Raw genomic sequence first — 25,657 nt, 5'->3', positions numbered from 1 at the left:
TCCCGGCGCCGCCTGGGCGGAACCTCTCGTTCACCACCCCCGGAAGTGAGGATCGGCAATGACGCAGGACCACACCACTGGCCCGGACGCCGCACCGGAGATCCCGGCACCGTGGCGGCCCGCGCGGACAGTGGCCGTGGTGCTGGCCGGCGGCACGGGGACGCGGCTGGGCCTCGGCATCCCCAAGCAGCTGCTGAAGATCGCCGGTAAGCCGATCATCGAGCACACCCTCGCCGTCTTCGAGTCGGCCCCGGAGATCGACGAGATCATCGTGTTGATGGCCTCCGGGCACGTCGACGAGGCACAGCAGATCGTCGACAAGGCGGGCTTCCGCAAGGTCAGCAAGGTCCTGGAGGGCGGCGACACCCGCAACGCCACCACCCGCATCGCGCTCGACGCGGTCGGCGAGGACGACTGCAACATCCTCTTCCACGACGCGGTGCGGCCCCTCGTGAGCAACCGGATCGTCCGCGAGTGCGTGAACGCGCTGTGGACGTACTGCGCCGTCGACGTGGCCATCCCGTCCGCCGACACGATCATCCAGGTGGACGCGGACGACTGCATCACCGACATCCCGGTGCGTTCCTCCCTGCGCCGCGGCCAGACGCCGCAGGCCTTCCGCTCCGGGACGATCCGCGAGGCCTACCGGCTCGCCGAGGGCGACCCGAACTTCGCGGCCACCGACGACTGCGGCGTGGTGCTGCGCTACCTGCCCGGCACGCCGATCAAGGTCATCGAGGGCTCGGACGAGAACATCAAGGTCACCCACCCGGTCGACGTCCACCTGGCCGACAAGCTCTTCCAGCTGGCGGCCGCGCAGCCGCCCCGCCTGGCCGACCACCGCAGCTACCGCGAGGAGCTGACCGGCCGCACGTTGGTGATCTTCGGCGGCAGCTACGGCATCGGCCACGACCTCGCCGAGCTGGCCCGCCGCCACGGCGCGCAGGTCTTCCCGTTCAGCCGCAGCAGCACGGGCACGCACGTGGAGCGCCCCGAGGACGTCGAGGCCGCCCTGAAGACCGCCTTCGAGGCGACCGGCCGGATCGACCACGTGGTCGTCACCGCCGGCATCCTGGAGCGCGGCACCCTCACCGAGATGGACGACGAGACCGTGGACCGGGTCCTCCAGGTCAACTTCGTCGGCCCCGTCACGGTGGCCCGCCACGCCCTGCCGTACCTCCAGCAGACCAAGGGCCAGCTGCTGCTCTACACCTCCAGCTCGTACACGCGGGGTCGCGCGCGCTACGCGCTCTACTCGGCCACCAAGGCCGCGCTCGTCAACCTCACGCAGGCGCTCGCCGACGAGTGGGCGGAGTCCGGCGTACGGGTCAACTGCATCAACCCGGAGCGGACCGCCACCCCGATGCGCACCCGCGCCTTCGGCGAGGAGCCGGAGCACACGCTGCTCTCGGCCGAGGCGGTGGCCCAGGCCTCGCTGGACGTGCTGATCTCGGAGCTCACCGGGCAGGTCATCGACGTACGCCGGGCACCGGGCGAGACCCCGCAGGCGCCGTCGCCGGCGGTGCCCGCCCAGGCCGGCGCCACCGCGGCCGCGTCCGCGGCGACCGCCGGCTGAAACGGCCGGAGCCTGACCGGGACGGCGATGATCGGAGCGACATGCGTGGGGACCTCGTCCGGAAGCTGATCGCCCGGTGCCTGAGCATCGGACTGGCCGTGCTGGCCTTCCTCCTCGCAGCGCTGACCGGCGCGACCGGCTGGGGGCTGGCGCTCGCGGTGGCGGCCCTCGGCGCGGCGGCCGTGGAGCGGCGGATCCGTCCGGGCGCGGACACCGCGGCCGAGACGACGCTGATCGCCGCGGCCGTCCTGGTCGGGTACGCCCGCCGGCTCGACGACGGGTTCGACCCCGCGCTCGCGGTCACCGCGTTGCTGCTGCTCGGGCTCGTCCTGCTCGTGGGGCCGCTGCGGCAGGCCGGAAACCTGGAGACCCGGGCCGCGAACCTGCGGGTGCGGTCGTGGACGCCGCTGGCCGCCACCCACCTCGGCGAGGCCCTGCTCGGGCTGCTGGCCGTGGTGGCGTTGGCCGCCGCGGCCACCCTGCCGGCGTGGGTGGCGCTGGTCGCGGCGCTGCTGGTCGGCGCGGGCGCCGCGGCGGTCGCGCTGGACCTGGCCCGGCGGCGCTTCCGGCCCCCCGCCGGGGGCGGGGCCGTGGGCCGGGCGGTGCGGGCCCACCAACCGGAGTTCCTGCTCTACTTCTCCGCCCCGCCGGGCTCGGAGTACCAGGTCACCATGTGGCTGCCGTACCTCGAGCGGATCGGCCGGCCGTTCCTCGTGCTGCTGCGTGAGCCGGAGTTCCTGGCCCCGGTCGCGGCGGCCACCACGGCGCCCGTGGTCTACTGCCCCACCCTGCGGGCCATGGACGAGGTGCTGGTGCCGAGCCTCAAGGTGGCGTTCTACGTCAACCACGGCGCCAAGAACAGCCACTGCATCCGGTTCAGTCAGCTCACCCACATCCAGCTGCACCACGGCGACAGCGACAAGGCGCCGAGCGCCAACCCGGTGTCCGCGATCTTCGACCGGATCTTCGTGGCCGGGCCCGCGGCGATCGAGCGGTACGCGCGGGCCGGGGTGGACATCCCGGCGGAGAAGTTCGTGGTGGTCGGCCGCCCGCAGGTGGAGTCGATCGCCGTGCGTCCGGAGCCGCTGCCCGCCGGCGCGCCGCGCACCGTGCTCTACACGCCGACGTGGACGGGACACCACGCGGACGCCGACTACTGCTCCCTGCCGGTCGCCGAGCCGCTGCTACGCGGGCTGCTCGACCGGGGGGCCACGGTGATCCTGCGGGCCCACCCGTACACCACGCAGAACCCCGCCTCGGCGCGGCAGCTCGGCCGGCTCACCGAGTTGCTGGCGGCCGACCGCGCCCGGACCGGCCGGCAGCATCTCTGGGGCACGGCGGCCAGCCGCGACCTGAGCCTCGTGGAGTGTGTGAACCGCTCCGACGCGCTGGTCTCCGACGTCTCCGGGGTGATCTCGGACTACCTCTACTCGAGCAAGCCGTTCGCGGTCACGGACATGGGCGGCGACGGGGAGGCGTTCACCGAACGGTTCCCGCTCGCCACGGCCGGCTACGTGCTGCGGCGCGACATGGCCAACCTCGACGAGGTGCTCGACCGGCTGCTCGGCGCCGACCCGCTGGCGCCGGAGCGCTGGTCGACCCGGCGGCGCTACCTCGGGGACTTCCCCGTCGAGACGTACGCCGAGGCGTTCCTCGACGCCGCCCGCCGGGAGCTGGCGCCGGGCTGGGACCCGGTCGCGCCGCGCGTCGGCCGCCCGGTCGAGCCGGGCACCGCCCCGCTCTCCCCCACCGCCTGACCGTCGACCGGTCAGCGGTAGGCGTCCACGAGCGCCAGCACCGCCTCCGGGTCCTCCACGTGGGCGTTGTGCCCGAGCCCCGGCAGCGTGGCCACCGGCACGCCCAGCTCCTTGAGCTGCGCGTCGGTGACCATGGGGTCGTGTTCGCCACGGGCCAGCAGCACGGGCACGTCGGTGGCGGAAATCAGCGACGGCAGGGCGGGCTCGCCCACCGCGAACGCCGCCGGGTCCATGGCGAGCCGCCACCGCCCGTCGACCTCGCGCAGGCCGGCGTCGACCGCCGGGTGGTCCGGGGCGAGCAGGCCGGAAAGGCCGGAGACCCGCAGGTAGCGGTGGGCGGCCTCGTCCCGGCTCGGAAACCAGGTGACGGGGCGGCCGGCCAGCTCGCGCGCTCTGGCCAGCTCCGCCGGGGACCAGACGGCCTTGATGCCGAGCCCCACGACCGCGGCCACGGGCGGCCCGCCGGCGCGGGCGGCCAGGGCCAGCCCCACCACGCCGCCGAGCGAGTGCCCCAGCACCACGAGCCGGTCGTTCGGCGCGAGCGCGGCGGCCACGCGCTCGGCGAGCGCCGCGAAGGAGTACGCGGGCAGCGGCGGCGCGCCGCCGTGCCCGGCCAGGTCCGGTGCCAGCCAGCGCCCCGCCCAGCGGCTCTCGATCAGCGGGGCCCAGGGCGCCCAGACGTCGCCGGTCGCGCCCATGCCGTGCAGGAGCAGCAGGACCGGTCGGCCACCCGGGGCATCCACCATGCGCGCAGTCTGCCACGGGACACGACCGCGCACGAGCGGCCGACCGGCCGGGACGGCACGGCGGTGGCCACTGTGGAGTCCGGCGTCCGAGCCGGGCAGAACGCCCGCGGACAGTCCCGCGGGCCGGTACGGCTTCGTCACGTACTGACGCCGGGGCACCAACGCCGCGGGCGCCGGCCCCTCCGGGAGCCGGCGCCCGACGGTAACGCGGTTGATCAGGCGGAGTAGCCGCGGGTGGTGATCCAGTTCGCCAGGTCGATCGTGGTGATCCAGTACGACGGCACGGCCGGGTTGGCCGAGTCGGCGATCTTCACGGTCCGGCCGTTGTCCCGGTAGCCGACCACGGCGATGTAGTGCCCGCCGGAGAACGAGTGCCAGCCGCCGTCGACGTCCGTGGCGTCGCCCACGATGTTGGCCACCACGCCGCGCCCGTCGGTGATGGCCCGCACCACGTCGGCCTGGAGCTGGTCCATCTGGGCGGGGCTCGGCGCGTCGGGGAACATCCGGGTCCGGTACGGGCTGCCCTTGACCACGGCGTTCAGCACGCGGGTGGTGTCCTCGGCGGAGTTGGTGCCCATCTCGGTGGTGCCGAGCTGCGCGGCGAGGGCGTCCTGGCTCCGCTCGATGCCGCTGGCGCTCAGCGCGTTGCGGGTGGCGGCCGGGCCGCAGTAGAAGTAGGTCGTCTGCGCCTGGTAGTCGTAGTCGAGGACCTTGCTGGCCGGCGGCTTGGGCGCCGGCTTGCGGGTCAGGTCGGGGTCCGCGGTCTTCTTGGCCGCCGGGGACGCGCTCGGGGACGACGGGGCACCGGTCTCGGGCGCGTCGCTGGGCGACGGGGCGGTCCGCTCCTCGCCTCGGGACGCGACGCCCGTGTCGCTGCGCAGCTCCGCGACAGCGGCGGAGGCCCGCCCGGCGGGTGCGTCGTCGGTGGCGCTGATCAGGGCGCCGGCGCCGGTGGCCAGCGTCAGGGCCGCGGCGGAGGCGGCGGCGATCTGGTACGGGCGCTGGGAGGCCAGCCGGCGGAGCTGACGCTTCAGGGTGTGCTTCACAGTTCCTCCACGGTTCAGGGGGAGAGCGCGCCCGGATCCGGGCAGGCGTCACCGCGCGGAGGTCGTCCGCGGGCGGTGCGGCGCTCAGGGGATCGCCCGGCGGGCCGGGCGGGAAGACGCGGGTGCCGGGCTCAGCTCGTCGCTACGGGACGGGCGGGAGCGGGCACCGCGGTGCCGTGGAGGGGCGGAGAGGGCCGAGGGGTGGGGTGGTGCTGCACGAGGATGGAACTCCTTCCGACACCGCCTACCGGGTTAGCTGACGGATTCGGGCGGGAAGATCGCCCTACCGCGGGCCGTGGCTCGCGGATTCACCCCGGACGTGCACGTGGGTCCCCGGCTCGTGATGGTCACGATTGAGCGGGTCGGCGCGGCGTCGCCTCTTGCGATCGGTTACCGCACCGGACGGGCCGACAGTACTGGTCGGTACCGGGCCTGCCAACCCCTCCCCACCTGCATAAACCTGCTCCGAGCGCGTTTTTTTCCGGTCGTAGCGCCACTGACGTGACTCAATGGGACGAGCGTTTCCGTCGGCGCCCCCGGGACACAACGGGACAGCGGGGCGGGAAGGCACCCGATCGGCCCGAGGAATTGTGGCGGGCTGTCCCTCCTGACCGTTTCGGTGGCGCTGTGACGGGGCTCACGGAACATTCCGCACCGGAAGCGCGGTGGGCTTCCTCCCCGAGCCTTTGACCAACTCGGCTGCCGAGCCCGGGATCGACGGTGAGCCGGCTCAGCCCACCCGGGCCGGGCGCCAGCGAGGCGCGGTGGCCGGGCGGGGCTCGGCCGCGGGCACGGCGGCCGGCACCCGGATCGGCCGCAGCCGGGCCCGGGCCGCGTACGCCTCGGCGGAGAGGGCCCGCGCCGCGTCCGCGGCGAGTTCGGCGTCGCGCCAGGCCGCACGCTCCCGCTCCTGGGCGGCCCGGTAGTCGGCCAGCCGCGTGTCCCGGACGACCCGGGTCAGTCGCACCTCCTGCTCGACCGGGTGCAGCCGCGGGTCCCAGCCGTTGCGGTGACCGAACACCTCGCCGAGCTGGTGCAGGGTCAGCTCGCCCCGCCAGTGCGCCGCCGCGGCCGCGCGGTGCAGGTGCCGCTCCCGGGCGGCGTACTCGGCGGGTGTGCGGGGCGTACGGGGCGTGGACAGGCTACCCGCCCCGGCGAACCGTCGGGCGGCGGTCTCCGCCTCGTCGTACGCGGCCCAGGCCCGCTCCAGGTCCGTCTGGGCGGACAGCCACTCGCCGCGGCGGCGGCGGGCGGTCTGCGCTGCGCCGGCCGCCGCGACGGCCACCTCCTCCGCGTACCGGCGCAGGTCGGCGGCCTCGGCGGCGGCGAGTTCGCGGTCGGAGGGGACGGCGGGGGCCGCGTCGTCCTCGGGGCGGTCGCGTTCGGGGCGGGCGACCAGCACGGTGAGCACGACGAGGGCCAGCACCAGCAGGCCCGACCAGATGGCGGCGGCCTGTGGCACCTCGACGAGGAACTGGTAGAGGACGGTCTTCTCCATGGCGGCACCTCACGGGCAGCGGATGCGACAGGGACCGCACGACCGGCCGGAGCGTGGTCGGGACCACAGAAGTGCGGCGGCGGGTGCGGAAGCAGGATCGAGGTGCGGTGGGGCGGGAGGCCGTTCCCGCCGGCGACGTTCAGGCGCCCGGCGGAGCGCGGGGGGCCGAGGCGGCCGGAAGGGACGCCGGCGGCACATCGGGCTCGGGCCCGGTGACGGCGTCACCGGCGACACGCGCCGACGCGCCGGGCACGACAGCGTCGAGCGGCACCGAGTCGTCGAACGACCGGTGCGGGTCGGTCGTGGCGCCGACGAGAACCGCCCGGTCGGGCGCCGTGACGTGCGCGACCACGACGAGCCGGCCCGGGTCGCCGAGCCGACCGAGCGCGGTGTGCAGGTCGACGGACGTGTCGACGCCGGCAGCGGGAGCGCCGAGCGGCGCGGCGGCGGCCGCGGGGAGGGCGAGCGAGCCGAGGAGCCCGAGGCTGGTCAACAGCCGGGCGGCCCACCGCGCGACCCACCACAGGGGACAGGTGAGCGCGACGGGAAGCACGCGACAAACGCTACCGCCACAGTGGCCCGAACGCATCGATGCCGGGCGTGTCGGACATGCCGCGCCGACCGCACCGGCCAGAGCGGACGGTCTCAGCGGGAGTCGACGTAGGCGTGACGGTCAGCGGCGCGTGCCGCCTCCCCCTCGTCCCCGTCGGCCGCCGGTCGGGGCCGCGGAACGGTGGGCGCCACGGCGGCGGCCGGGCCGGACCGGCGCGGGCCGAGCAGGCGCATCATGGGCCTCTCCACCCAGCGGTGCAGCAGCCCGGCCAGCGCCAGGTTGGCCAGCAGGAGTCCGAACACCGCGGCGGGCCCCTGCCAACCCGGCAGGCCGGTCCCCCAGTCGCCGGTCAACCGCAGCACGGTCGTCGCGACGAACACGTGCACCAGGTAGAAGGCGAACGACACCTCGCCGAGCCAGACGAGAGGACGCGACCGCCACGGGGAGCGCCGGCCACGCACGTCCGCGTCGGCCGCCGCGGTGATGACGAGGAGGTACGCGACCGACAGCAGCGCGGCCCAGAACTCGGCGCGGATCCACCCGGCGGCCGCCACCCAGACGACGACGAAGGTGACGCTGGCCGACAGAAGCCCCGGCCCCCGCCAGCGTCCGCGGCGCATCAGTTCCGCGGCGGCCACGCCCATCCAGAACTCGAACGACCGGGTCAGCGGGAAGACCTGGGTGAACCACCAGCGGTTCTCCGCCGGCACCAGCGCCTGCGCCGGCCAGAGCGCCAGGATCAGCAGCGGCACCGCGACCACGACGGCCCACAGCATCCACGGCCGGGCCCGACGGAGCAGGGGCATCGCGAGCGGCAGGCAGAGGTAGAAGAAGAACTCGCAGGACAGCGACCAGCTCACGGTGTTGACGCTGTAGAAGGCTCCCTCCCGCGGGTCCCACGCCTGGAGCAGGAGGAGGTTCTCCACGGCGACGTCGAGCCGCACCGGGTCGGCGAACCAGAACGCGGCCAGCAGCGCGAGGGCCCAGAGCAGCGCGTGGTTCGGCCAGATCTTCGCGAACCGGCGCCGCCAGAACCGCCACCGGGTGTCACCGGGTCGGGCCGACCACACCAGCACGAACCCGCTGAGGATGAAGAAGAACTCCACCCCGGACAGACCGAGGCTGAAGACCTTGCCGACGACGTGCTGGTAGTCGGGTTCCGCGATGATGCGCATGGTGCCCGCGTGGAACCCGAAGACCAGCAGCGCGGCGATCCAGCGCAGCCCGGTCAACGAGGGCAGCCGGGCGACGACGGCCGCCGGCGCCGGTGGTGCGGGTGGTGCCGCCGTGGGGGCGCCCGTCACGTCGCACTCCACGGGATCACCAGCACCAGGCCTCCTCCTCGGCATCCATCGACGTGGCGGCCGGCAGGCCGTATCGGGGCACCCTACCCGAAACCGCTTCGCGCACGCCGATCCCCCGGCCCGCGGGCGACGCGCGCCGTTAACCTTGCGCTCCGCCGCTGTTCAGGGACTTCACCTCCGCCGGCCACGTGCGGTTCCAGGGCCGGCCACCCGGGGGGACAAAAGTGGCGTGGTGGTCAATGAGCCGTCGCAACCACCGCTGCTCAGCATCGTCGTGCCCGTGTACGGCGTCGAGGCGTACCTCTACCAGTGCCTCGAGTCGATCCGGGCCGACATCCCGGCGGGCGACGCGGACGCCGTCGAGCTGATCGCGGTCGACGACGCCTCACCGGACCGCTGCGGGGACATGCTGCGGTCGTACGCCGCCGGCCGGTCCGGGGTGCGGACCGTGCACCTGACCACCAACGTCGGCCTGGGCCTGGCCCGCAACGCGGGGCTCGACGTGGCCGGCGGCCGGTACGTCTGGTTCGTCGACAGCGACGACTGGCTGCCGCCGGGCACGATCCCCGCCGTGCTGGACCGGTTGCGCCAGCACGAGCCGGACGTGTTGATGCTCGACCACCTGCGGGTGCACGAGGACGGCCGGCGCGAGGTCGACGCGAGCAGCCACCTGCTCCACGGGGTGTCGGGAGTCGTCCGCCTGGCCGACCAACCCCACCTGCTGCGGGTGCAGCACACCGCCTGGAACAAGGTGGTCCGCCGGGCCTTCATGGACGAGCTGGGGCTGCGCTTCTACCCCGGCTGGTACGAGGACATCCCCTTCAGCCACCCGCTGCTCATCGGCGCGGAGAAGATCTCGGTGCTCGACCGGGTCTGCTACCTCTACCGCCAGGGCCGGCAGGGCGCCATCACCTCCACGCGCAGCGGCCGGCACTTCGACGCCTTCGACCAGTACGAGCGGCTCATGGAGTGGGTGCGCAGCCGGTACCCGGACGAGCACCTGCACGCCGAGCTGTTCCAACTCATGGTGAACCACTACCTCGTGGTGGTGGGCAACGACGACCGGCTGCACCCGCACCTGCGGCGGGCCTTCTTCGCGCGCGTCGCCGAGCACTACCGCCGGTACCGTCCGGCCGGCGGCTACCCGCTGCCGGCCGGTGTCGCCGGCCTGAAGCACCGGCTCGTGGGGCGCAACGACTACGTGGCGTACGCCGCGCTGCGCCAGGCCCACCGGGTGGCCGGCCGGCTGCGGCGTCCGTCGCCGGGCCCCGCGTCCGCCACCGGCGGGTCGGCCGACGACCGTTCCTCCGGGGACGACGGCGGGCCGGCCGACCGGGTGGCGGACACCGAGCGCCAGGGCGCGCTGGCGGGCCGCGGCGCCGGGTGACGACGATGCGCGACGACATCCCCGCCGGGGGCCGTATCGGCTCCCGGCGCCACGGTTTTCCAGGTCGTTCCCCCGCACGAGGGACGACGACGGCAGGACCGCACCCCGGGTGCGGAGGCAGGTGAGCAGAGGTATGACGGCGACAATGAAGATCGGGCCACACGTGGTCGGTGCCGGCGAGCGACCCTTCGTGGTCGCCGAGATGTCCGGAAACCACAACGGTGATCTGGACCGGGCGCTGGCCATCGTCGACGCGGTGGCGGCGAGCGGCGCGCACGCGCTCAAGCTCCAGACGTACCGACCGGACACGATCACCATCGACGTCGACACCCCGGCCTTCCGCATCTCGGGAGAGCACGAGCTGTGGGGCGGGGAGAACCTCTACAGGCTGTACGAGAAGGCGCACACCCCGTACGAGTTCCACGCGCCGATCTTCGAGCGGGCCCGCCGGCACGGTCTCACCGTTTTCTCCTCCCCGTTCGACGCGACGGCCGTCGAGCTGCTGGAGTCGCTGGACGTGCCGGCGTACAAGATCGCCTCGTCGGAGCTGGTCGACCTGCCGCTGATCCGGCTCGTGGCGAGCACCGGCAAGCCGATGGTGATCTCGACGGGGATGGCCACCGTCGCCGAGATCGACGCCGCGGTACGCACCGCCCGGGAGGGTGGCGCCGGCGGGATCGTCCTGCTGGCCTGCACCGCCTCGTACCCGGCCCCGCCGCAGGACAGCAACCTGCGCCGGATCCCGGTGCTCGCCGACGCCTTCGGCGTGCCGGTCGGGCTGTCCGACCACACGCCGGGCATCGGCGTGGCGGTCGCGTCGGTGGCGCTCGGCGCCTGCTTCATCGAGAAGCACGTGACGCTCGACCGGGCCGACGGCGGCGTCGACTCGGACTTCTCCCTGAACCCGGACGAGCTGTCGGCGCTCGTGGCCGAGTCGGAGCGGGCGTACGCGGCGCTCGGCGGCACGGCGATCGGCCCGACGCCGGCCGAGCGGGAGGGGTTGCGCTTCCGCCGCTCGCTCTTCGTGGTCGAGGACGTCCGCGCGGGCGACCCGGTGACCGAGCGGAACGTCCGGTCCATCCGGCCGGCGGGTGGCCTGCCGCCCGTGGAGATCGACCGGGTGCTCGGCCGCACCTTCGCCGTCGACGTCCCGCGCGGCACCCCGCTCAGCTGGGACCTGATCTAGAACCGGGCCGAGGCCGGGCCTCGGCCCGGCCTCGGGGGTGGGTCCGGCGCGAAGGCCACCGTCACCACGAGGTCGCCGAGGCGCAGCGTCCGCCAGACGGCGGCGCTGTCCGGCGGGATGCTGAGGCCGTGCCGCCGCCACCAGGCCGCGACCGGCACGTCGGCGAGCTTGCAGAGACACTCGGCCCGGGTCCACCGGGCCCAGAAGTCGGCCGTGCCGAAGCGCCGGGCCAGCGCCGCGGGCACCGGCGCGTCGGCGCGCTCGGCGTCGACGGCCACCCGCCATCCGAGGGCAGGGGGGCCGTACCAGCCGACGCAGCGGCCGTCGTCGAGGTGACTACGGGTGACCGCGCCGGCCAGGTCGGCGGGCGTACCCACCCGGAGGTGCCGCTCGGCGGCGGCCAGCAGCGCCGGCACCGGCCGCGGCCCGACGGCGGCCACAGGAACGAGCCGTCCGCCCTCGTCGCGGCAGCTCCGGGGCGGTTGTCTCCAAAGCGGTGATGCCTCAGAGGCATATTTATGACTCTCAGGCATCACGCCTGCCGCCACATCTGCCCCGTGCGCCTCCGACTCCGGGCCGGGCCGGCTCAGACGGAGGCCGCACCGTCCACCACGAGGACCTGGCCGTTGATGTTGGTGTGCTCCCGCAGCAGCATCCGCACCACGGGAACGACCTCCTCCGGCTCGGTGAGGTGCCCGGTCGGGGTACGCCGGACGATCTGGTCGAGCTGGGTCGGGCCGAGCACCGCGGACATCTCCGAGGCGAAGAAGCCGGGCGCCACGGAGTTGACCAGCATCCGGCCGCCGAGTTCCCGGGCGAGCGACCGGGTCGCCGCGTCCATGCCGCCCTTCGTGGCGGAGTAGGCGACCAGGCCGGGGAAGCCGCGCTGGGCGCAGATCGAGGTGATGTTCACGATCCGGCCGCGCCGACCCTTGCCGAGCATCCGGCGGATCACGAGGCGGGTGAGCTGCAACGGCGCGGTCAGGTTGGTCTCGATGATCCGCGCGATGTCGCCGTTGGCCGTGTGGACGTGCAGCGAGTCCTGCCCCACGGCGGCGTTGTTGACGACCCCGTCGATCGGCCCGAGCCGCTCCTCCACCTCGCGGACGAAGGACTGCGCGGCGGCCAGGTCGGTCACGTCGACGGCGCCCACGTGGAGCCGGTCGGGGTGCTCGGCGGCGAGCTTCTCGAGCTCCGGCGTGACGGTCCGGGCGAAGGCCGCCACCCGTACGCCCTGCGCCAGCAGGTCGGTGACGATGGCCAGACCCAGACCGCGGGAGCCGCCGGAGACGAGCACCACGGAGCTGGGCGGGACGAGCGGGGTTTCGACGCGGTCAGACATCGCTCTTCAGGGTCTCCTTGACGGGAATCTCGGGCAGCACGCGGATCCGGCGGGGCACCGCGTGCTCGGGCAGCCGGTCGGCGCACCAGCGGACGAGCGCGGCCTCGTCCGGCGGCACGGAGCCGTCGCCGTTCGCGGGGTGCAGGACCACCTCGGCGACCACCATCCGGCCCAGCACGGGGGCCCGGCGGCCGGTCACCCGCGCCCAGGCGACGCCGGGGTGGGCGGTGAGCACGTCGCGTACGAGGCCCGCGGAGACCTTGCTGCCGCCGACGTTGATCTCGTCGGAGTCGAGCCGACCGGTGATGAGCACGCGGTCGCCGACGACCTGCACGCGGTCGCCGGTGCGCACGGGCCCGTCCAGCCCCGCGCCGTGGTACGGCGAGGTGATGACGAGTTCCTCGCCCCGCACGCTGAGTGTCGGGCGGCCCGGCGCCGGCCGGTCGAGCCATTCCACCGGGAACCCGGCGCGGCCGTCGTGCACGACGATGGAGGCGCCGACCTCGGAGGAGGCGTAGATCCAGGAGATCCGGGCGGCCGGGAAGAGTTCCCGGAGCTGGTCGAGGATCGCCTGGTCGACCGGCTCGCCCCCGAGCGTGATCTGCCGCAGGGGCACCCGCGCCAGCGCGGCGGCGTCCGCGTAGATGCTCCGTCGCCAGAACGTCGGCGTGCCGGAGGCGGCGTCGACGCCGTGTGTGGCGGCCAGCGCCGGCCAGTCGTCGAGCTGGTCCGGCTCGACGACCACGAGGTCCTGCCCGGGCTGGGTGAGGGAGAGGGTGACCACCTGCCACCACGCGTACGTGCCGGGGGCGTACGGGCAGAGCCACGTCCGCGCCGGCTGGTCGCCCCGCACGGTCGTGAGCGAGCCGAGGGTGTGCCCGACCCGCTTCGGCCGACCGGTGGAGCCGGAGGTGAGCAGCCAGAGCCGGCCCGGCTCGGCGGCGCGCGGACGGGTCGGCGGGGTGCCCTGGGTCTGCCCGTCCGCGAGGTCGGTCAGCGTGAACCCGGCGTCGCGCAGCTCGGCCCGCAGCGTCGCGTCGACCCGCCCGTCCGTGCCGAGGAGCAGCTCGGTGCCGTGCACGGCGTGGTGCCGGGCCGCGGCGAGGGCGTCCCGGGCGCTGTGCGCGAGCACGGCGGCCGGGGCGGGCAGCGCCGGATCCGGCAGCTCCTCCCAGGTCAGCACGGCGCCGCCGACGACGATGCGGTTGCCCGCACCGCCAGGCCGCGGCTGCGACGCGGCGACGGGGCCGGTGGTCCCGACGGTCACTGCTGCTGGAGCTCGACGAGGAAGTCGAGGACGTCCCCGACGGTGGCGATCCGGCGCAGCCCGGGGGCGTCGAAGTTGAGTTCCTCGCCCGTCTCGTCCTCGACCCGCAGCGCGAGCTCGGAGAAGTCCAGGGAGCGGAACCCGATCTCCCGCAGGTCCGCGGCGTCGTCGTCCGGAAGCACCTTGCCCTGGTTCTTGAGCACCTGCGCCATGAGGTCGCGGATCTGCGCGCGACTCAATTCGTTCATGCGCCGGAGTGTACAGGCCGGCGAATGCACATCCCATTTCCCGGGGGCCGGCGGGTAGGGTGCTCCAGGCGGAAAACAAAGGACCGGGAAAGCGGGAAGAAGTGCTGCGCGAAGCGACCGGGGACGACGTTAACCTGATGTTGTCCTGGCGTAACCAGGACATCAACCGGCAGGCCAGCAAGACCAGCCATGTGATCACCCCGGAGGAGCACGCCCGGTGGTGGGCGGCGGTCCGGACGGACCCGACGCGGCGCGTGCTCATGTACCTGCGCGACGGCGTGCCGTGCGGTGTGGTCACGTTCTTCGACCTGCGCGACGACGGGTCCCGGAGCGGCTCGTGGGGCTTCTACCTGGACGCCGACGGGCTGGCCGCGCGGGGCGAGACGCTGCCCGCGTGGCTCGGGGTGATGCGTGCGGCCGTGGACCACGCCTTCGACGAGCTGGGGCTCAACCGGCTCGAGGGCGAGGTGCTCGGGCACAACACCGTCGTACGTCAGATGAACCGCCGGTTCCGCTTCGTCGAGGGAACGCCCCGCACGGAGGTCGCCGACGGCCGGGAAATCACCGTCATCCCGATTTCCCTGGACCGGGCGAATCGCCGCCGACGCTGATTTCGGGAAACGCTTCGGCGGGTGTCCGGCAGCCATTAACCACCCGGACACCCGCCGTTCATCCGTACGCCGAAAATACCGCCGGAATTGTCAGCCCCGACGCCACGCCGCCCAGTGTTGACGCGGATTCCCGCCGAGGCGGACGAAGCCGTACGCCGCGCCGTCCCAGTCGTCGGCGGCGCCGGGCGCCCACCGGGTGAGGACCACGTCGGCGTCGGCGGGCGGGCGCTCGCCGAACCACCGCACATCGGTCCAGGTCACCTGGTGGCTCAGGTTGAACCGGAGGATGTAGTTCACGCCGTTCGACGCGTACACCCGCTCGCCGGGGCGGATGCCCAGGTCGGCGACCGTCGGGGTCGGCTCGGTCCACGCCACCATGGGCCGCACCAGCCGCTGGCCGATCAGCTGCATGGCGCCGACGTTCACCACCACGAGCGCGACCAGCAGCGGCACCCGCAGCCGGGGCACCCGCGCCACGGCGACCAGCAGCAGGCAGCCCACGAGGCCCACCACCGCACCCACGACCGGACGGAACTCCCGCCAGCCGCCGGTGAGCGCCATGAGGTCGGGAGCGCTGAACCCGCCGTAGCGCAGGTAGTGGCCCTGGCTGGCCACGTACGCGAGCCGGCCGGCGACCACCGCGGCGCCCAGCACGAGCACGGCGGCCGCGACGGCCGCCCGGCGCAGCACCACCCGGTACCCGGCGGCCAGGACCACGCCGAGCCCGACCAGCAGCCAGAACGGGACGAGCATCTGCACGTAACGGGCGTAGATGGCGTCGGACGGCTTCCCGGTGACGCCCGCGAGGATGACCGACGCCCCTCCGGCGACGCCCACCGTGGTCACGAGCGCGACGCCGAGCGTCCACCGCATCGCCGCGTCCGACCCGCGCCGGCGCAGCTCCCGCACGGCGGTGGCCCAGGCGACGCCGGCCAGGCCGAACGTCACCACCACGAGGTACCAGAGCTGGGTGGCCACCGCGGCGCCCAGGCGCACGACGCCCTGACCGGACGCGACGGCCTGCACCGTGCCGCCGCCGGGGTTGCTGCCCAGCAGATAGATCCGGTCCCCCAACAGCCGGACGACGGCCTCGTTGACGAGGGCCAGGGCGAGCACGGGCAGCAGCGCGACCGCGACGTCGCGGGGCCGGATCCGTCGGCGGACGGCCAGCAGCAGCACCAGCCCGACGTGCACCGCCACGATCACCAGTCCGCGGGAGTGCAGCAGGTGGAACGCGCCGACCAGCAGGCCGGCGGTCGCCGCCGCGAGCGGGCCGGGCCGCCCGATCCACCGGTGCACGGCGAGCATCCAGACCACGACCAGCGGCGCCATGACGGCGTCGATCATCGCCACGTTGGCGTAGAACACGGTGGCCGGCAGGGTCGCGGCGACGGCGGCGGCCAGCAGCGCCTGCGGGACGCCCAGCCGGGGCAGCCGGCGGGCGAGCAGGTACGCGAGGGGGAACAGGGCCGAGTTCGCCATCGCGTTGATCAGCTTGACCAGCCGGTAGCTGGTGGTGAAGTCGTGGTCGCCGAGGAAGGCCGGGGAGATCAGCAGGGGGTAGCCCACCCGCCGCAGCACCTCGTTCTCGCTGCTGAAGCCGCCCGGGCCGCCGGCCAGCGCCCGGGCCGTGTTGAGGTAGCTGTCCTCGTCAGTGTGGGCGATCGGCAGGGTCGTGTGCCGGGCCAGCCACATCCGCCACGCCACGCCGACCAGCCAGCCGACGGCCAGCAGGAGCGGAACGAGCCAACGGCGTCGGCCGCCGTCGGCCGGCCCGCTCGGGGTGGGGGCCGGGGCCCGGTCCATCACGTCGGTACCGGATGCCATCTCGGCCTCCTGGGGTCGTGGGCCGCGCCGGCGCCGGACGCGGTCCGGTGCGCGGCCAGCGGCCGGTCTGCTTCGGGGGAAGTCGCCGTCGGGGCGGGCGCCGGCGGGGTGGAACGAGGCGGCGCGACGCCGGAACGGCGGTCCCGGGGCGCACGCGCGGGTCACTGTAGCCGCCCCGTCTCCGCTGGTCAGCCCGTCGCGGACACGGGGGCAAGTGTTCGCCTGACGGGTGCCGGCCATTCACGGGAGCAGCGGCGGTGGTTAACCCGCGGGCGTCGGCCCGTTAACCCGCCGCGGTTAGCGTTCCGCTCCGGCCGGCCGGCCGAGGCCCGCCGGGTCATCCACGGATACGGGAGCACCAAATTGAGTGAGTTGAATGGATCGTCCATTCTGATCACCGGAGGAACGGGTTCCTTCGGCAGGACCTTCCTCCGGCACATCCTCACCGAGGCCGACCCGGCCCGGGTGGTGGTGTTCTCCCGCGACGAGCTCAAGCAGTACGAGCTGCGCCAGCAGCTCGGTGACGACCCCCGCCTGCGCTGGTTCGTCGGCGACATCCGCGACCGGCAGCGGCTGACCCGGGCCATGCACGGCGTCGACCACGTGGTGCACGCCGCCGCGCTCAAGCAGGTGGACACGGCCGAGTACAACCCGTCGGAGTTCATCGCCACGAACATCACGGGCTCGCAGAACGTCGTCGACGCGGCGATCGACGCGGGCGTACGGAAGGTCATCGCGCTCTCGACCGACAAGGCGTCCAGCCCCATCAACCTGTACGGCGCCACCAAGCTGGTGGGCGACAAGCTGTTCGTGTCCGCCAACCACTACGCCGCCCACCACCCGACCCGGTTCGCCGTGGTGCGGTACGGCAACGTCGTGGGCAGCCGCGGTTCGGTGGTCCCGCTGTTCCGCCGGCTGGCCGCCGAGGGCAAGAGCCTGCCGATCACGGACAAGCGGATGACCCGCTTCTGGATCACGCTCGACCAGGCCGTGCAGTTCGTCATGGACTCGTTCGACCAGATGCGCGGCGGCGAGCTGTTCGTGCCCCGGATCCCCAGCATGCGGATCCTCGACCTGGTCGAGGCGGTCGCACCGGACGCCACCACGCACGAGATCGGCATCCGCCCGGGCGAGAAGCTGCACGAGGAGATGATCGCGCCGGACGACAGCCGCCGGACGCTGCGCGCCGCCGACCGCTTCATCGTCCAGCCGACCATCGCGGGTTGGGGCTACGAGCCGCCGGCCGACTGCGAGGCGGTGCCGGACGGCTTCGCGTACCAGTCGGACACCAACGACGAGTGGCTCAGCGTCGAGCAGCTGCGCACCATGCTCGGCATCACCGCGTGATGGCGATGCTCCCGTACGGCCGGCAGACGGTCACCGAGGAGGACGTCGAGGCCGTCGCCGCGGTGCTGCGCACCGACTGGCTCACCACCGGCCCCCAGGTCGACGGGTTCGAGGCCGACCTGGCCAAGTGGACCGGCGGCGTCGAGTGCGCCGCGGTCTCGAACGGCACCGCGGCGCTGCACGTGGCGTACGCGGCGGCCGGCGTGGGCCCCGGCGACGAGGTGATCGTCCCGCCGATGACGTTCGTGGCGACGGCCAGCAGCGCCGCCCTGCTCGGCGCGAAGATCGTGTTCGCCGACGTCGAGGAGGAGACGTTGACCCTCGACCCGGCGGCCGTTTCCGCCGCCACGACCGCGCGGACGAAGGTCGTCTCGGCGGTGGACTACGCGGGCCACCCGGCCGACTACGACGCGCTGCGCGCGGCCATGTCCGGGTCGGACGCGCTGCTGCTGGCCGACGCCGCCCACTCCATCGGCGCCACCTACCGGGACCGGCCGGTGGGCGCCCTCGCCGACCTCACCACGTTCTCCTTCTTCCCGACCAAGCACCTCACCACGGGCGAGGGCGGCGCGGTCGCCGCCCCGGATCCGCACCTGCTCGGCCGGGCCCGCCGGTTCCGCAACATCGGTCTGGTCCGCGACCGCGACGAGCAGCGCTGGCCGGACGAGGGCGGCTGGCACCAGGAGGTGCACGAGTTCGGGCTGAACTACCGGCTGCCGGACGTGCTGTGCGCGCTGGGCCGTGCCCAGCTGCGCCGGCTGGACGCGTTCCTCGCGCGCCGGGCCGAGCTGGTGGCCCGCTACGACGAGGCGCTCGCCGACCTGGACGGCGTGCGCACGCCCGGCCGTCGCTCCTGGGCGGAGCCGGCCTGGCACCTCTACCCGATCCGGGTGCTCGACGGGCGTCGCCGCGAGGTGTACGACGCGATGCGCGCGGCCGGCATCGGCGTGCAGGTCAACTACATTCCGGTGCACTGGCACCCGGCGTTCGCGGATCTGGGCTACCGGCGCGGGTCCTGCCCGGTGGCCGAGTCGTTCTACGCCCAGCAGCTCTCGCTGCCGCTCTACCCGACGTTGAGCGACGCCGACCAGGATCGCGTCATCGACGCCCTCGGCGCGGCGCTGCACGGACGTCCGGCGCGCACCGTGGTCTGATGGGACGTTGATGCACCACGCCAACCACTTCTACGGACACGCCCACGTCCTCGCCCGCTACGCGGGCCTGGGCGAGGGCCACCCGCCGCGCATCAACGGGTACGTCCAGCACGGCTGGAACATCGGCGACGGCCTGGCCCCCGGCCACCCGTACGCCGACCGGACGCCGAGCCTGCTCTGGTCCGAGCAGACGCGGCGGCGGGCCTGGTCGGTGGGGCGGCGCAACGTCGTGGTCATCGGCGCCCCCTTCGTGTACCTGCTGGCCATGCGTCCCGAGGAGCCGCCGGCCGCGGAGCGGGAAGGCACCATCTGGTACCCGTTCCACGGCTGGGAGGGGCAGCACGTCCGCGGCGACCACCGGAAGCTCATCGACCTGATCCGGGCCACCGAGCCGGGCCCGGTGACCGTCTGCCTCTACTGGCACGAGTACGGCATGCGCAAGGTGCGCCGGCTCTACGAGAACGCCGGCTTCCGGGTCATCTGCCACGGCTACCGCGGCCACTGGTGGAAGGACACCGACCCGCACTTCCTCGACAAGCAGCTCACCGAGCTGCGCCGGCACCGGCGGGTGGCGTCGAACCGGCTGACGAGCGCCATCTTCTACGGCATCGCGGCCGGCTGCGAACCGGCCGTGTACGGCGACCCGATGGTGCTCGCCAACGAGGACCCGACGTTCGGCGGGACGGCCCGGGTCCGCCGCCAGTGGCCGGAGCTGCACGGCGAGTCGGTCGACCTGTCGACCGCCGTGGCGATCGCCCGCGCCGAGCTGGGCACCGACCATCGCTGCACCCCGGCGGAGCTGCGTGAGCTGCTCGGTTGGGCGCAGCGCGAGGAGGCACGAGTTGACCACTGAGACGGCGGCCGCCGACCGGATCGACCTGCCGGGCGGGGAGATGCTGGCCTGGTCCGACCTGCCGGAGAAGCGGCTGGCCGGTGGCGGTCCCCTGGCCACGCTGGCGGCGCGGATCGTGCCGGCGGGGGCCCGCGTGCTGCTGGCCGGGCCGCACGACCCCGCGCTGCTCGACCGGCTGGCGCACGCCGAGGTGACCTGCCTGCTACGCAGCTATCCGGACGGGGTGGCGCTGGCCACGCGCACCGCCCGGGTGGTCGTGGGCGGGCCGGCCGGGCTGCCCGACGGCGAGCTGTTCGACGTGGTCATCGCCGGCGCCGGCCTGGACCCGGTGGAGTCGGTGGAGGGCCCCCGGCTGGGTTGGAGCGGGGTGCTCGCCCGGCTGTCCGGCGCGCTGCGCCCCGGCGGCGCGCTGCTCCTGCGGGTGGACAACCCGATGGGCCTGCGGCGACTGGTCGACGTGACGCCCTGGTACGCCCGCCGCGAGGACGACGCCTGGAGCATCTCCGGCGTCCTGGACACCGGTCGGCCGGCCAACCGGGCGCAGCTCGGTGACCGGCTCGCCGCGGCCGGTCTGACGCCGGGCGCCTGCTTCGCCGCGTACCCCGATCCGGGGGCGGCGACCGCGCTGGTCGACGCCGACCGGCTGGAACGGCACCCCACGTCCGGCGTCCTCGACGCCGTGCTGCACGGCGCGTGCGCCGGCGGGGCCGGCGGCCCGTCCGTGCTCCAGGACCCGGCCCGGCTCGCGGTCGACGCGCTGCACGCCGGGCAGGGCGCCGCGCTGGCCCCGGGCTGGCTGGTGCTGGCCCGTACGGCGTCGGCCGGCGCGTCCGCCCCGACGACCGAGCCGCCCACGGAGCTGCCGGTGGCGCTCGTGCAGACCGGACCGCCCGGCGCCGAGGTGGTCGCCGTGGTCGACGGCCCGCAGGGCTGGCGGTGGCACGTCACCGTGCCGGAGCGCGACGACGCGACGGAGGCCGCGCCGTTCGCGAGCCGCGAGGCCGCGTACCGCGACCTCACCGCGCTCGACGGGCAGCCGGTGCCGGACGGCCGCCTGCTGCGCACCCTCCTGATCGACGCGGCCCTGCGCCGCGAACTCGACACGCTGCGCCGGCTGCTCGAGGGGTACGCGGACTGGCTGGCCGGGCAGGCCGACCCGGACGGCGCGCTCACCGCCGCCGTGGCGCTGGCCGGCGTCGACAACGTGGTGGTCGCCGACGACCGGTACGCGCTGCTCGACACGAGCTGGCGCGCCACCGGGCCGGTCCCCGGCGACGTGGTGCTCGCCCGCGCCCTGTGGCGGTTCACGGCGGAGCTGCTGACCGGCGGCTACGCCCATCCGTGGCCGTCCACCCTGGACGTGGCCGGCCTCACCGTGGTGCTCGGCGGCCTCGCCGGCCGCGACCTGGACCGGGCCACCGTGTCGGCGGCCGTGGAGACCGAGGCCGCCGTCACGGCGGCGGTGCGCGGGCTGGACGCCGAGGGGCGGGTGACCCTCGCAACCGAGCTGCGGGCCGTCCAACCCACCGACCCGCCGGCCGGCCGGCCCAGCTACCAGCAGTTGCACGAGGCGTGGGAACGGCAGCGGGAGGAGCTGACCCGGCTCGCCGCGCTGCAGAAGTGGACCGACGAGCTGCTGACCTCGCGGGAGCGGGCGCTGCGCCGGGCCGAGGCGACGATCAACCTCCTGAGCGGCTCGCTGAGCTACCGGGTGGGCCGGCTCGCCGTCACCCCGGCCCGGCTGGCGAAGCGGGGCGCGCGGGCGGCCAAGCGCCGCGCACGCGACGTCCTGGCCCCGAAGCAGAAGGAGCAGCAGTGACCGGGCGGAGGTGCCGCTGATGCGGATCGTCGGAATCGTGCAGGCGCGGATGGGCTCGTCGCGGCTCCCGGGGAAGGTGCTGCGCCCCCTCGCCGGCCGCAGCGTCCTCGGCCGCGTCGTCCGGGCCGCGCGTGACAGCGGGGTGATCGCCGACCTCGTGGTGGCGACCAGCACCGATCCCGTGGACGACGCGGTGGCCGTGGAGTGCGAGCGGCTCGGCGTCCCGTGCCACCGGGGCCCGGTGGACGACGTGCTGAGCCGGTTCGTCGGGGCGCTGGACGCCCACCCCGGGGACGCCGTCATGCGGTTCACGGCCGACTGTCCGCTGCTCGACCCCGAGATCATCGCCCTCGTGGCGTCGGTCTACCGGGCCGTGCCCGGTCTCGACTACGCCAGCACCTCGATCGCCCGCACGCTGCCCCGAGGCCTGGACGTCGAGATCATCCGCGCCGAGGCGCTGCGGACCCTGGACCGGCTCGCCACCGACCACCACCGGGTGCACGTCACGTCGTACGCGTACACCCACCCGGAGCTGTTCCGGGTGCTCGGGGTGACGCTCACGCCGGACCGGTCCGGCCTGCGGCTCACCCTCGACACCGAGCAGGACTGGAACCTCGTACGGGCGGTCGTCGACCACTTCGGCGACGCGAGCGTCCCGCTGGCCAAGCTCGCCGACTGGCTCGACGGGCAGCCCACGCTGCGGGCGCTCAACGCCGACGTACGGCAGAAACGGCTGGAGGAGTCCTGAGCACACCACGTGTCGGGCTGCGCTGCGACGCCGGGCCCCGGCGCGGCGTCGGCCACCTGGTCCGCTCCCTGGCGCTCGGCGAGGAGTTCCTCGCCCGGGGCGCGCGGGTCGAGATGTTCGGCGCCGTCGAGTCGGTCGGCTGGGCCGCCGCCCAGCTCGCGGCGCGGGGCATCCCGCTGCACCCGGGCCCGCAGACGCCGGCCGACCTCGTGGCGACCGCCCGCCGGCACCGCCTGGACGTCATGGTCCTCGACTCGTACGAGTTGGACCCGGCCGGTGCGGGGGCGCTGCGCGCGGCCGGCGTGGTCACCGTCGCGATCGTCGACGACGACACCCGGGGCCAGGACGCCGACGTCTACGTCGACCAGAACTTCGGCACCGGGATCGACGCTCCGGCGTCGCGGCTGCTCGCCGGCTCCGCGTACGCCCTGCTGCGCGACTCGGTGGTGGCGGCCCGGCCGCCGGCGCCCCGGCCCGCGACACCGGTCGGGCGTCCCCGCGTGCTCGCCTTCTTCGGCGGCACCGACGCGGTCGGCGCCGCACCGGTGCTGGCGCGGGTGCTCGTCGCGACCGGGCACCCCATGGAGCTGACCGTCGTCGTGGGCCGCCCGGAGATCGAGGCCGAGTTGGAGGACGTGCACCCGGGACGCGGGCAGGTGCTGCGTCCCGTGCCGCCCACCGACCGGCTGCCGGCCCTGATCGGCGAGGCGGACCTCGTGGTCAGCGCCGCCGGCACCTCCACCTGGGAACTGTGCTGCCTCGGCGCGCCCGCGGCACTGGTCTGCGTGGTGGACAACCAGCGGGAGTCGTACCACCGGGTGGTCCGGCACGGCCTCGCGGCCGGGCTCGGTGAGCTGCCGGAGCTGGCCGCCGGCGGGATGGCCGGGCGGGCGGCCCGGGCCGCGGCCGGACGCACCCTGCAGGCACTGCTCTCCTCGCCCGAGCGGCGGGCCGCGCTCTCCGCCCGCGCGTGGGCGGCCGTGGACGGGCGCGGCCGGGCCCGCGTGGTGGACACCGTGCTGGAGGCGCTGCGCGGGACCGCGCTGACCCGCTGACGTCGATCGTACGGCTGTACGAAAGCCCTGCTAGGGTGGGCGGTATGACACCGGCCGCCTACCAGCCGTCGATGCTCGACCTGACCGACACCGGCCCGTCCCTGGGGCAGCTTCCCGGCGGGCTGCGCCGGCATGTGCTCAGCCGGGGCGCCTGGGTCGACCACCTGCCCGGCTGGGTCCACGGCTCCGACCAGGTGTTCGACGTCCTGCTGCGCGACGTGCCCTGGCGGGCCGAGCGGCGCACCATGTACGACACCGAGGTCGACGTGCCGCGCCTGCTCTGCTGGTACGACGGCGAGCGGACGCTGCCGCACCCCGTGCTCACCGAGGCGCGGGCGGCGCTCACCCGGCACTACGCGGCCGAGCTGGGCGAGCCGTTCGTGACGGCGGGCATGTGCCTCTACCGCTCCGGCCGCGACAGCGTGGCCTGGCACGGCGACACGATCGGCCGCTCGGCGCACACCGACACGATGGTCGCCATCGTCTCCTTCGGCGCGCCGCGGCCGCTGCTGCTGCGCCCCCGCGGTGGTGGCGAGAGCCTGCGGTTCCCGCTGGGCCACGGTGACCTCATCGTGATGGGTGGCTCCTGCCAGCGCACCTGGGAGCACACGGTCCCGAAGACGGCCCGCCCGACCGGCCCCCGGATCAGCGTCCAGTTCCGCCCCGTCAACGTCGCCTGACCCCTCCCCGCGCTCCCGCCCTCGCCCGCGCTCCCGTCCTCCCCCGCCTCGGCGATCTTGCACTTTCGGCCCTCGGTTCGCGCCTTTTCACCCGGTGTGCCGGGGCGGAAACTGCAAGATCGCGGGAGTGGGGGCGCTCGGGCCGCCGGCGGTCGTGCTAGAAACGACGTCCAGGGTCCTCACCGCCCCCGTCATCCCCTCGGACGTGAAGGGCGCGCCATGACCCAGACCCCCACCGCACCGTCCCGCCGCACACCCTGGTCGCTGCACGGCGACGGCCGGTCCGTACGCCCCGGCGACGTGGTCCACCCCGACGAACGCCTCTCCTGGCCGCGCACCGTCGGCGTCGGCGTGCAGCACGTCGTCGCGATGTTCGGCGCCACGTTCACCGTGCCGCTGATCACCGGTTTCCCCCCGGCGACCACGCTCTTCTTCTCCGGGCTGGGCACGCTGCTGTTCCTGCTCCTCACCGGCAACCGGCTGCCGTCGTACCTCGGCTCGTCGTTCGCGTTCATCGCGCCGGTGCTGGCCGCGAAGGCCGGCGGGGACATCGGCCCGGCGCTCGGCGGCATCCTCGTGGCCGGCGTGGCGCTCGCGCTGGTCGGGCTCGTGGTGCAGCTCGCCGGGTCCCGCTGGATCGACGCGCTCATGCCCCCGGTCGTCACCGGGGCCATCGTCGCGCTGATCGGGCTGAACCTGGCGCCCGTGGCCTGGGACGGCGGCGGCGCTGGCACCGGCGTCAAGGCGCAGCCGGTCATCGCCGTGGTCACCCTCGCCGCGATCCTGCTCGCCACCGTGGTCTTCCGCGGCTTCCTGGCCCGGCTGTCGATCCTGCTCGGCGTGCTGGTCGGCTGGCTGCTCGCGGCCGCGCTCGGCGATCTGGACCCGGCGGCGGTCACCGGGCTCCGGGAGGCCGCCTGGGTCGGGCTGCCCGACTTCCACGCGCCGACGTTCAGCGTGCGCGCCGTGGTGCTGGTCATCCCGGTGATCCTGGTGCTGATCGCGGAGAACGCCGGGCACGTCAAGGCGGTCGCCGCGATGACCGGACGCAACCTCGACCGGGACATGGGGCGCGCCTTCCTCGGTGACGGCCTCGCCACCGTCCTGGCGGGCGCCGGCGGCGGCTCGGGCACCACCACGTACGCGGAGAACATCGGCGTGATGGCGGCGACCCGGGTGTACTCGACGGCCGCGTACTGGGTCGCCGGCCTGGCGGCGGTGCTGCTCGGGCTGAGCCCGAAGTTCGGCGCGCTGATCCTCACGGTGCCGGCCGGCGTGCTGGGCGGCGCGACCACCGCCCTCTACGGGCTGATCGCCATCCTCGGCGCCCGGATCTGGATCGAGAACCGGGTCGACTTCCACGACCCGGTGAACCTCATGACCGCCGCCGTCGCGGTGATCGTGGGTGCGGCGAACTACACGCTGACCGCCGGGGACCTCTCGTTCAACGGCATCGCCCTCGGCACGGCCGCCGCCCTCGTGATCCACCACGGCATGCGGCTCGTGGCCCGCCTCCGCGGCACGACCCCCCAGTCCCGCCGAGGCCCCGAACCCGAACTCTGACCCGCCCCCGGCACCACCCGGGGCCCCGCCGCCCCGCCCGGGGCCCCCGCGCGTTGATCATGAAGTTATTGCCTCGACACGCCGGTGACG

General features: G+C 74.5%; 23 protein-coding genes and 1 riboswitch. Of the genes, 13 read left to right on the top strand and 10 right to left on the bottom strand.

The features are described 5' to 3' along the window. Positions 1 to 58 precede the first annotated feature (58 nt). The gene (locus ACSNOA_RS11915; protein WP_436658032.1) at positions 59 to 1,576 is read left to right on the top strand and encodes a D-ribitol-5-phosphate cytidylyltransferase; all 1,518 of its coding nucleotides are present in this window, start codon (positions 59 to 61) and stop codon (positions 1,574 to 1,576) included. 41 nt (positions 1,577 to 1,617) lie between these two features. Continuing rightward, on the top strand, positions 1,618 to 3,333 hold the full coding sequence (locus ACSNOA_RS11910) for a CDP-glycerol glycerophosphotransferase family protein (protein ID WP_436658031.1): 1,716 nt from the start codon (positions 1,618 to 1,620) through the stop codon (positions 3,331 to 3,333). A gap of 11 nt (positions 3,334 to 3,344) precedes the next feature. On the opposite strand, the gene ACSNOA_RS11905 is transcribed toward ACSNOA_RS11910, so the two are convergent. From ACSNOA_RS11905 to ACSNOA_RS11885, 5 genes are all read right to left on the bottom strand, one after another. Next, a complete protein-coding gene (locus ACSNOA_RS11905; RefSeq protein WP_436658030.1) occupies positions 3,345 to 4,079 on the bottom strand; it encodes an alpha/beta fold hydrolase in 735 nt (244 codons plus the stop codon). Between the two features lie 215 nt (positions 4,080 to 4,294). Further along, entirely contained in the window at positions 4,295 to 5,125 is an 831-nt protein-coding gene (locus ACSNOA_RS11900) for a C39 family peptidase (protein ID WP_436658029.1), read from the bottom strand. Positions 5,126 to 5,351: 226 nt separating this feature from the next. Further along, positions 5,352 to 5,495: riboswitch (cyclic di-AMP (ydaO/yuaA leader) on the bottom strand. A 360-nt stretch (positions 5,496 to 5,855) separates the two neighbouring features. Next, complete coding sequence (locus tag ACSNOA_RS11895; protein WP_436658028.1) at positions 5,856 to 6,623, bottom strand: hypothetical protein; 768 nt, start codon at positions 6,621 to 6,623, stop codon at positions 5,856 to 5,858. Positions 6,624 to 6,762: 139 nt separating this feature from the next. Next, the gene (locus ACSNOA_RS11890; protein ID WP_436658027.1) at positions 6,763 to 7,176 is read right to left on the bottom strand and encodes a hypothetical protein; all 414 of its coding nucleotides are present in this window, start codon (positions 7,174 to 7,176) and stop codon (positions 6,763 to 6,765) included. 92 nt (positions 7,177 to 7,268) lie between these two features. Beyond that, positions 7,269 to 8,480, bottom strand: a complete 1,212-nt coding sequence (locus ACSNOA_RS11885; protein ID WP_436658026.1) for an acyltransferase family protein — start codon at positions 8,478 to 8,480, stop codon at positions 7,269 to 7,271. Between the two features lie 232 nt (positions 8,481 to 8,712). Between ACSNOA_RS11885 and ACSNOA_RS11880 the strand changes: the two genes are divergently transcribed. Beyond that, the gene (locus tag ACSNOA_RS11880; RefSeq protein ID WP_436658025.1) at positions 8,713 to 9,867 is read left to right on the top strand and encodes a glycosyltransferase family 2 protein; all 1,155 of its coding nucleotides are present in this window, start codon (positions 8,713 to 8,715) and stop codon (positions 9,865 to 9,867) included. A gap of 133 nt (positions 9,868 to 10,000) precedes the next feature. Then, a complete protein-coding gene (pseI, locus tag ACSNOA_RS11875) occupies positions 10,001 to 11,053 on the top strand; it encodes a pseudaminic acid synthase (protein ID WP_436658385.1) in 1,053 nt (350 codons plus the stop codon). Here pseI and ACSNOA_RS11870 read toward each other — a convergent pair. The 4 genes from ACSNOA_RS11870 to ACSNOA_RS11855 all read right to left on the bottom strand — a co-directional run bounded on the left by ACSNOA_RS11870 (position 11,050) and on the right by ACSNOA_RS11855 (position 13,910). Beyond that, complete coding sequence (locus ACSNOA_RS11870; protein WP_436658024.1) at positions 11,050 to 11,493, bottom strand: hypothetical protein; 444 nt, start codon at positions 11,491 to 11,493, stop codon at positions 11,050 to 11,052. The genes pseI and ACSNOA_RS11870 overlap by 4 nt on opposite strands. Positions 11,494 to 11,639: 146 nt before the next feature. Then, on the bottom strand, positions 11,640 to 12,395 hold the full coding sequence (locus ACSNOA_RS11865; protein ID WP_436658022.1) for an SDR family NAD(P)-dependent oxidoreductase: 756 nt from the start codon (positions 12,393 to 12,395) through the stop codon (positions 11,640 to 11,642). Further along, complete coding sequence (locus ACSNOA_RS11860; protein WP_436658021.1) at positions 12,388 to 13,662, bottom strand: AMP-binding protein; 1,275 nt, start codon at positions 13,660 to 13,662, stop codon at positions 12,388 to 12,390. Before ACSNOA_RS11860 ends, ACSNOA_RS11865 begins: the two co-directional genes overlap by 8 nt. Next, positions 13,659 to 13,910: an acyl carrier protein gene (locus ACSNOA_RS11855; RefSeq protein WP_167402636.1), complete on the bottom strand. Its 252-nt coding sequence runs from the start codon at positions 13,908 to 13,910 to the stop codon at positions 13,659 to 13,661. The genes ACSNOA_RS11860 and ACSNOA_RS11855 overlap by 4 nt, the downstream gene beginning before the upstream one ends. Positions 13,911 to 13,969: 59 nt before the next feature. Between ACSNOA_RS11855 and ACSNOA_RS11850 the strand changes: the two genes are divergently transcribed. After that, positions 13,970 to 14,521: a GNAT family N-acetyltransferase gene (locus ACSNOA_RS11850; protein WP_436658020.1), complete on the top strand. Its 552-nt coding sequence runs from the start codon at positions 13,970 to 13,972 to the stop codon at positions 14,519 to 14,521. Between the two features lie 90 nt (positions 14,522 to 14,611). Here ACSNOA_RS11850 and ACSNOA_RS11845 read toward each other — a convergent pair whose 3' ends face one another. Then, a complete protein-coding gene (locus ACSNOA_RS11845; RefSeq protein ID WP_436658019.1) occupies positions 14,612 to 16,348 on the bottom strand; it encodes a hypothetical protein in 1,737 nt (578 codons plus the stop codon). 363 nt (positions 16,349 to 16,711) lie between these two features. On the opposite strand from ACSNOA_RS11845, the gene pseB reads away from it, so the two are divergent. From pseB to ACSNOA_RS11805, 8 genes are all read left to right on the top strand, one after another. Further along, a complete protein-coding gene (gene pseB / locus ACSNOA_RS11840) occupies positions 16,712 to 17,695 on the top strand; it encodes a UDP-N-acetylglucosamine 4,6-dehydratase (inverting) (protein WP_436658018.1) in 984 nt (327 codons plus the stop codon). A gap of 5 nt (positions 17,696 to 17,700) precedes the next feature. Then, complete coding sequence (locus ACSNOA_RS11835) at positions 17,701 to 18,849, top strand: DegT/DnrJ/EryC1/StrS family aminotransferase (RefSeq protein WP_436658384.1); 1,149 nt, start codon at positions 17,701 to 17,703, stop codon at positions 18,847 to 18,849. Between the two features lie 10 nt (positions 18,850 to 18,859). Further along, positions 18,860 to 19,702, top strand: coding sequence for a hypothetical protein (locus ACSNOA_RS11830; protein ID WP_436658383.1), 843 nt, complete (start codon positions 18,860 to 18,862; stop codon positions 19,700 to 19,702). Continuing rightward, positions 19,692 to 21,521 carry a class I SAM-dependent methyltransferase gene (locus ACSNOA_RS11825; RefSeq protein WP_436658017.1) on the top strand — a complete coding sequence of 610 codons (1,830 nt, stop codon included), beginning with the start codon at positions 19,692 to 19,694 and terminating at the stop codon, positions 21,519 to 21,521. The genes ACSNOA_RS11830 and ACSNOA_RS11825 overlap by 11 nt, the downstream gene beginning before the upstream one ends. A gap of 16 nt (positions 21,522 to 21,537) precedes the next feature. Then, positions 21,538 to 22,269, top strand: a complete 732-nt coding sequence (locus ACSNOA_RS11820) for a cytidylyltransferase domain-containing protein (protein WP_436658382.1) — start codon at positions 21,538 to 21,540, stop codon at positions 22,267 to 22,269. After that, positions 22,266 to 23,324, top strand: a complete 1,059-nt coding sequence (locus tag ACSNOA_RS11815) for a PseG/SpsG family protein (protein ID WP_436658381.1) — start codon at positions 22,266 to 22,268, stop codon at positions 23,322 to 23,324. The genes ACSNOA_RS11820 and ACSNOA_RS11815 overlap by 4 nt, the downstream gene beginning before the upstream one ends. Before the next feature lie 44 nt (positions 23,325 to 23,368). Further along, on the top strand, positions 23,369 to 24,004 hold the full coding sequence (locus ACSNOA_RS11810) for an alpha-ketoglutarate-dependent dioxygenase AlkB (protein WP_436658016.1): 636 nt from the start codon (positions 23,369 to 23,371) through the stop codon (positions 24,002 to 24,004). A gap of 219 nt (positions 24,005 to 24,223) precedes the next feature. Then, complete coding sequence (locus ACSNOA_RS11805) at positions 24,224 to 25,567, top strand: uracil-xanthine permease family protein (protein ID WP_436658015.1); 1,344 nt, start codon at positions 24,224 to 24,226, stop codon at positions 25,565 to 25,567. Positions 25,568 to 25,657 lie beyond the last annotated feature (90 nt).

Origin of the sequence: Micromonospora sp. URMC 103, assembly GCF_051386435.1 — a bacterium.
Lineage (GTDB): Bacteria > Actinomycetota > Actinomycetes > Mycobacteriales > Micromonosporaceae > Micromonospora.
This window is presented reverse-complemented; position numbering and strand designations above follow the sequence as displayed.